Source organism: Methylobacterium sp. Leaf361, assembly GCF_001424445.1.
Lineage (GTDB): Bacteria > Pseudomonadota > Alphaproteobacteria > Rhizobiales > Beijerinckiaceae > Methylobacterium.
Genome location: NZ_LMPY01000019.1, coordinates 69,842 through 76,163, shown reverse-complemented (window position 1 = coordinate 76,163; position 6,322 = coordinate 69,842). Strand labels below are relative to the sequence as shown.

7 protein-coding genes, 2 tRNA genes and 2 pseudogenes are annotated in these 6,322 nt (G+C 64.8%); 4 read left to right on the top strand and 7 right to left on the bottom strand.

Features of this window, described 5'->3' with window-relative positions:
- On the top strand, nt 1-431 hold a 431-nt coding region (locus ASG32_RS14905; RefSeq protein WP_280141581.1), incomplete at its 5' end, for a flagellin.
- Between the two features lie 445 nt (nt 432-876).
- Here ASG32_RS14905 and ASG32_RS32575 read toward each other — a convergent pair.
- The 4 genes and pseudogenes from ASG32_RS32575 to ASG32_RS35105 form a co-directional block, all read right to left on the bottom strand.
- On the bottom strand, nt 877-1,083 hold the full coding sequence (locus ASG32_RS32575) for a hypothetical protein (protein WP_244491967.1): 207 nt from the start codon (nt 1,081-1,083) through the stop codon (nt 877-879).
- Nucleotides 1,084-1,141: 58 nt separating this feature from the next.
- A complete protein-coding gene (locus ASG32_RS33905; RefSeq protein WP_157861976.1) occupies nt 1,142-1,285 on the bottom strand; it encodes a hypothetical protein in 144 nt (47 codons plus the stop codon).
- 166 nt (nt 1,286-1,451) lie between these two features.
- A pseudogene (locus ASG32_RS35110) lies at nt 1,452-2,215 on the bottom strand (methyl-accepting chemotaxis protein); the annotation flags it as partial.
- A 1-nt stretch (nt 2,216) separates the two neighbouring features.
- Nucleotides 2,217-3,191 (bottom strand): HAMP domain-containing protein (locus ASG32_RS35105; protein WP_244491965.1); only part of this gene is annotated, 975 nt, incomplete at its 3' end.
- Between the two features lie 1,117 nt (nt 3,192-4,308).
- On the opposite strand from ASG32_RS35105, the gene ASG32_RS14890 reads away from it, so the two are divergent.
- Complete coding sequence (locus ASG32_RS14890) at nt 4,309-4,758, top strand: MucR family transcriptional regulator (RefSeq protein ID WP_056527443.1); 450 nt, start codon at nt 4,309-4,311, stop codon at nt 4,756-4,758.
- Nucleotides 4,759-4,924: 166 nt separating this feature from the next.
- Here ASG32_RS14890 and ASG32_RS35820 read toward each other — a convergent pair.
- The 3 genes and pseudogenes from ASG32_RS35820 to ASG32_RS14880 all read right to left on the bottom strand — a co-directional run.
- Nucleotides 4,925-5,047 (bottom strand): annotated as a pseudogene (locus tag ASG32_RS35820) (sugar O-acetyltransferase); the annotation flags it as partial.
- Between the two features lie 59 nt (nt 5,048-5,106).
- Entirely contained in the window at nt 5,107-5,367 is a 261-nt protein-coding gene (locus ASG32_RS14885) for a hypothetical protein (RefSeq protein ID WP_056527440.1), read from the bottom strand.
- A gap of 78 nt (nt 5,368-5,445) precedes the next feature.
- Nucleotides 5,446-5,535 (bottom strand) — tRNA-Ser (locus tag ASG32_RS14880).
- A gap of 178 nt (nt 5,536-5,713) precedes the next feature.
- On the opposite strand from ASG32_RS14880, the gene ASG32_RS14875 reads away from it, so the two are divergent.
- Both ASG32_RS14875 and ASG32_RS14870 read left to right on the top strand, forming a co-directional pair.
- Nucleotides 5,714-5,787: transfer RNA gene (locus ASG32_RS14875), tRNA-Gln, on the top strand.
- Nucleotides 5,788-5,988: 201 nt separating this feature from the next.
- Nucleotides 5,989-6,300 carry a hypothetical protein gene (locus ASG32_RS14870; RefSeq protein ID WP_244491963.1) on the top strand — a complete coding sequence of 104 codons (312 nt, stop codon included), beginning with the start codon at nt 5,989-5,991 and terminating at the stop codon, nt 6,298-6,300.
- The last annotated feature ends 22 nt before the right edge of the window (nt 6,301-6,322 follow it).

The following is a 6,322-nucleotide window of genomic DNA, read 5'->3' as shown; positions in this document are numbered from 1 at the left end:
ATGACATGAACATCAAGTTCAACGACACCGGCAGCTCGAACCTGAACGTCGCCTCGGTCGACGCGACCTCCAGCGGCCTGGGCCTGTCGTCGATCACCAGCTCGAACAGTTCGTCGAGCCAGAACGGCCTCGGCAACTTCCTGCTGAACGCGGACGTCAACAAGACCTTGTCGACCCTGACCAAAGCCGACGCGACCTTGAATTCCGCGGCGAGCGCGCTGGGCTCGAACCTGTCGGTGGTTCAGAACCGCCAGGACTTCTCCAAGCAGCTGATCAACGTGCTGCAGACGGGCTCGGCCAACCTGACCAACGCCGACCTGAACCAGGAGGCGGCCAACTCGCAGGCGCTGTCGACCCGCCAGTCGATGGGCATCTCGGCGCTGTCGCTGGCCAACTCCGCCCAGCAGGGCGTCCTCCAGCTCCTGCGGTAAACCTCAGCCTGAGCGTCTACACCACGCCCGGAGCTCGGCTCCGGGCGAACGCATTCCAACGTATGGATGGTGGCTCCCGGCTACCGGCGATCGATTGCCGGGCGCCGAAAGCTCGCAGAAGCGAGACGATTACAGCGCTACTGCCCGGAACGTAGGGGGATCGTAGATCTGGAAGCAGCCTGCCGAGTGCAGGGCCAGAGATGCTCCAGGGCCCTATGTTGAGGAACCCCAATTCATTCTGAGCCGATGTCGATGACTGACCGGCGGATGGCTGCTTTCGGGATCAGCCAGACAGCTGTCCACAAAGCGGTATGGGTCGGCACCAGTCCGTTCGGTCCTGGAGCCGGTCGATCCGATCCAGCAGCCGCTCGAGCACGGACAGGGCCGGGAGGATGTCGGTCGGAGCGAGGAGCCGGGCCTGGGCCTCGGCGCGGGCAGCGTTGCCTCAGGTGAGAAACAGAAACGGGGCGCCGGTCGCGCGCAGCGGCTCCGAGGTCAGCCCGGCGACGTCGCCGACGATGAGGTCCGGCAGCTCCGCCGGCGCGATGTCGTCATACAGGTCGTGGACGGTGCAACGCCGCGCGGGGCCGAGGGAACGTGCGAGGCGCCCGGTCCGGGTCAGGTCATCAGAGATCAGCAACGGCCCGCCCAAGGCGGCCTCCGTGCGACGACGGGGCGGTGCAGCGTCCAGCTTCGATTGGCGGCCACAGTCACAGAGTGGGCGGCAACCGCTGCGCCGCGTTGGCGAGCTCCTCTGCCGCGCTCAAAAAGCTTCGCAAGGCTTCGATCGTGGCCGCATCCTGCAGCCCGAGCTCATGGAGCGAGAGATCCATATCCTTGATCGGGTGCTCCAACGCGCGGCTCAGTTGGAGCAGCCTTTCGCCGCCGGCCTGGATGTGCGGCGCGCGCCGATATCCTCGCCCCGCGCGTACGCGGCAGCGAGATTTGCGTGCAGCCGGTCGGACTGGTCTGAGCCGTTCGGCCAGGCCGGGACGACGCGGATCTCGGCCGTGGCCACCCTCAGGCGGCGCGGACGGTTGCGAGGAAGCGGGCGACCTCGGCACCGAGATGCTCGGATTGCCGCGACAGCTCCGAGGCCGCCGACAGGACCTGCGAGGCCGCCGCCCCCTGCTCCTCGACGGCGGCCGCGATCGAAGTCGCCACGCTGTCGATCTCCCGGATCCGCCCGGTGATCCCGCCGATCGCCGTCACCGCCTGCGCGGTCACCCCCTGGACCTCGCCGATCTGACGGCTGATCTCTTCCGTCGTCTTGGCAGTCTGGTCGGCGAGCGCCTTCACCTCGGTGGCCACGACCGCGAAACCCCGACCCGCGGCACCCGCCCGCGCCGCCTCGATCGTGGCGTTGAGCGCCAGCAGGTTGGTCTGGGCGGCGATCCCCGAGATCATCCCGACCATGTCGCCGATCCGCGCGGCGTTCTGGCTGAGCGCCTGGACGAGGTGGGCGGTCTGGTCGGCTTCGCCCACCGCGGCCTGGGCGAGGTGGGCCGAGCCGGTCACCTGCCGGCCGATCTCCTGCACGGACGAGCCGAGTTCCTCGGCGGCGGCCGCGACCGTGTTGACGTTGGTCGACGCCTCCTCGGCGGCCGCGGCCACGCTGGTCGATTGCGCAGCGGTCTCCTGGGCGGTGGCGGTCATCTGCTGGGCGGTGGCCTGGAGCTCGGTGGCCGAGGACGAGACCAGGCCGACGATGCCGCCGACGGCGCGCTCGAAACCGTCGACCGCCGTGTCGAACAGCGCGAGCTTGGCCCGCAGCGCGTCCTCCGNGGTCTCCTGGGCGGTGGCGGTCATCTGCTGGGCGGTGGCCTGGAGCTCGGTGGCCGAGGACGAGACCAGGCCGACGATGCCGCCGACGGCGCGCTCGAAACCGTCGGCGAGCTCGATCATGGTGCGCTTCCGCTCGGCGGCGGCGGCCGCGTCGGCGCGGCGTTTCACCTCGGCCTCCTCGGCGGCCTTGCGGGCGACCATGGCCTTGATGCCCTCGACCGCCTGGCCGACGGCGCCGATCTCGTCGCCGCGGGCGGCCTCGCGGATCTCGGCGTCGACCGCGCCCTTGGCCATCCGCTGCAGAACGCCCACGAGGCTGCCCAGCGGGCGGGTGATGCCGAAGATCACGATCAGCGCGGAGAGCGCGACAGCGCTGACGAGGCCAGCCACGGAGGCGCCGATCAGCACGGTTTTAGCCGTGGTGACGGCCTGCTCGGAGTCATCGCGGGCTTGGCGCAGCTCGGCGTTCAGCCGCGTGACGCGACCTTGAACAAAATCCCGCATCTTGGTGCGCGCGGCAGAAGCGTCAGTCAGAAGGACCTTAGCAGCAGCTTCATTGTCATTCTTGAGGCCGAGCGCGTTGGATTTATCCAGAGCAGAGTAGAACTCCTTGAGAATACTCTGGAGAGTTTCGTTGGTGACCTTCCGATCGGGCGTGTCCGCCATCGCGATCAAGGTGTTCGCAGCATCGAGTGACGTCTTTACAGCCGCATCGTACCGCACTTTATAGCCGGCCATCTCCTGCTCGCGGGTTTCGAGAATGAGGTTGCGCGCCTGGATCGCTGCATCGTTGGTGTTGACCTGGACAGCCAAGATCCGTTCGAGGCGGACCGCCTGCGTGTCGACGATCTCGCGCATTTGCCCTGCGAGCAGATTGAGCTCTCCGATGGCGTAATGAACCAGACCGGCGGCGACTGCGGCCATGATCAGCAGCGGAACAGACGCCTTGATCAGGATACTGGAGTTTCGCAGCATAGAGGTATCACTTTATCTTTCTTAAAGTGACACAAAGTAATCTGCATTACTTAAAATAAGGTTAAAATACATTGATTGTGCAGATCATGCAACATAGATTTCGACATAATATTCGATAATAGAATGATAGAGCAGATTACGAGTGTGCAGCTGAATATCGTTATCTGGAGATACGACAACGCAATCAATCGATGCTTAATGGCGAATATCGGTATCCAGGATGCATTCGCGAGACAGGTCACGCTCGATGGCTGGCTGCCTCGGCATCATCATCGGTGTAGCAGATTTGATCGCGGTCACCGTCGCCTCATGGCGCACCGCATGCCTGATCCTTAACATTCAGCGTTGGGGTTAGCTCCAAGACAGCCGACGCCCTCTTAAGCCTCGTGGCAGCTGACGTGTCTGACCCATCAACGGTCCGAGGTGTGACGCGATCGCGGCCAAGCGATCGGCGATTGCCGAAAACTTGCAGCTTCATCCCGGCTACCGGGATATCCCCTGGAAGAAGCCCGCACCCGAGGCTCTGACGGTCTCTATAGAGATCCAGAAGATTTGGCCCACAGCAATCGCGTTCCGGGATGTGAGACCGCACTCAATCGATGGCGTCCGACGATCCGCGGAAGGCCGCTTTCAGGAACCGTCAGCTCCGTTCCGGCCAGCTCGGTTGGGTCGCGATTGGCCGTGAGCATAGTCACGCTGACAGAGCACTGTTCCGAGCAGACAAAATCCGGCGCTGAAACGCTGTTATGCGACCGGCCGCGGGCGTCGGGAAGGGATTCAGACTCGTCAGGGCGGAAACGCGGTGAGCGGCTCTGATCGTCTCGTGACGTGTCGAGCCGCCTGCAAGACGCGGCCTGCTCTGAGGCGCGTCATGCGCTCGACGCCAGCCTGCGTTGAATGACGATAAGCGCATTGTCCTAAGCACGCGATTCCGAGTGCCTCGAAGCGCTGTATCGCCCAGATATCAACCACCGATAGCCATTTCAACGCGAGTGCCTTTACCTAAAGTAGTCATTATGAATACATTACATTAATGTGGATTAGATTTCATATGCGCCGCGTCTTACTAGAACGTATAGACAATTCTCGACCGAAATGTGCGGGAGTAGACAGAGAAATGAATAATGATGCGGCCAACGCATGCAACGTCTCCCTCGATTACAGCGCAATGACGGCGAACCTCGTGGCGGCCTACGTGTCTCACAATCGCGTCGCAGCCTCGGAGATGCCGGCGCTGATCGCGACGGCGGCCGCTGCCCTGACCGGCCTTCAGCCCACCGATCCGTCGACCGCGGATGGAGACAGGAAAGCGACACCGGTGATGGTCCGGGCGTCGATCACACGCGAGGCACTGATCAGCTTCGAGGATGGTAAACGGTACAAGACGATCAAGCGGCATCTGACCGCCTGTGGTTTGACGCCGGAGACGTACCGGGCGAAGTGGGGCCTGCCGAACGACTACCCGATGGTCGCTCCTGCCTACGCGGCGAAGCGGTCCAGGATCGCCAAGAACTTGGCTCAGGGTCGGTCCCAGCGCGATCCCGGTCCGGAAACTGCAGCCGGATAGCGGGCGCATTCCGACGCTTCGTGCCCAGTCATGAAGTTCGCGAAATATTCGAAAGGTGATGGCTGGCCAGAATGGTTCTGCCCCGGTCCGCTTTCAGGGGGCAGAGGCAACGGAGCGGACATCGCCATCCGGCCCGCTGCCGATCCTGGACCGATCTGAAGCCGGTGCGATCCCCTTCCGTGATCGGGCGAGTAACCCGGCAGGGCACGCCTGCGGCGACGATATTCGGCGGTATGTTCTTCGTGACGACGCTGCCCGCTCCGACGATTTGGTGATCGCCAACCGCGACGAGATGCGTGTTGTCATTGAACCCGTGTTGCCGATCGGCCCGGCAGGCGATGAACCCGCTCATCCCTTCACCGGATGGGCGCGCAGGATTGCGGTTCGGATCAGGATGCGCTTCCAGACAGGCTTGTCGGCGGTCAGCGCCTCGGCCGCGCGAGTGTTCGTGCCGAGCGTCTCGATGAGGTCGAGAACGCAGCCCTTCGTGAACGGGTACGATTCGGTCGCCAGATCCGCGAGCACCACGTCGACCGCGGCGTCGATCGCCTGATCCGTGATCTCGGCGGCCTCGCGCAGTCCGGAGACGGTCGCGGGTCCCTGAGCCAACGAGTCCCGTCAGCTGGTGGGGCAGACGGTGGGGTGGACCGCCAAACAGCGGGAAGCTTGTCCACGATCCAGGCCTGCTGGCGGAAGGGGTGGGATTCGAACCCACGGTGGAGTTGCCCCCACGGCGGTTTTCAAGACCGCTGCCTTAAACCACTCGGCCACCCTTCCTGGCAGCATCCGCGACCTCACGGTTACGGCCGCGGCCGAGGTGGCGTCAACAGCAGAACAACCGGTTGACCTCCCGAACCATTCCGCCTATCTCACCGCCCACGCCCGGAGCCGCTCGATGCGCTGCGGGCTCTGCCCCGCCATCTTCGAAACCGGATGCGCAGGGCTCACGGCTGATTGGGGGATAGTTTAACGGTAGAACGGTGGACTCTGACTCCTCTAGTCCTGGTTCGAATCCAGGTCCCCCAGCCACCGCGCCGGCCCGCCCGATCTCAGATCCGGCGGGTTTTTTCTTGCCCAGAGCCCGGCGCATCCTCCTCTGATCCTCAGCGAGGTGTGGGTCTGGCACGGACCGAACAGCGGTCGGCCGTTGACGCGCCGCGGCGCGGCCGCCTAGATCGGTCCATGCGCCGGTGCCAGCCTCTCACGGTTCGAGGGCGCGCGATCATCGGCTTGGTCGCGCTCTACGCGCTGCTGCTCCAAGCCTTCCTCGGCTTCGCCATCCCGGCACAGGCCCGGGTCGATCCGGACGCGGTGATCTGCGCCGGTCACGCCTCGAGTGACCCCGCCGGCCCGGTGGTGCACGCTCATCCGTGCTGCACGCTCGTGCAGGCCGGCGCGCTGGTCTTGCCGACCGTCGACCCGACTGAGACCGGCTGGCCCGTCGCCGCCGAGACGCGCCGCGCGTGGCGCCCCGAATCCGAGATCCCGACGACCGGCCCGCCGGCCTCGACCGGCACCGCGCGAGGTCCACCCAAGGCCTGACGATCCCGCTCCCGATCGTTCA

Coding starts and splice junctions, on each gene's coding strand:
- ASG32_RS14890 (WP_056527443.1), top strand. CDS start 4,309: ATGAATAATGATGCGGCCAACGCATGCAACGTCTCCCTCGATTACAGC.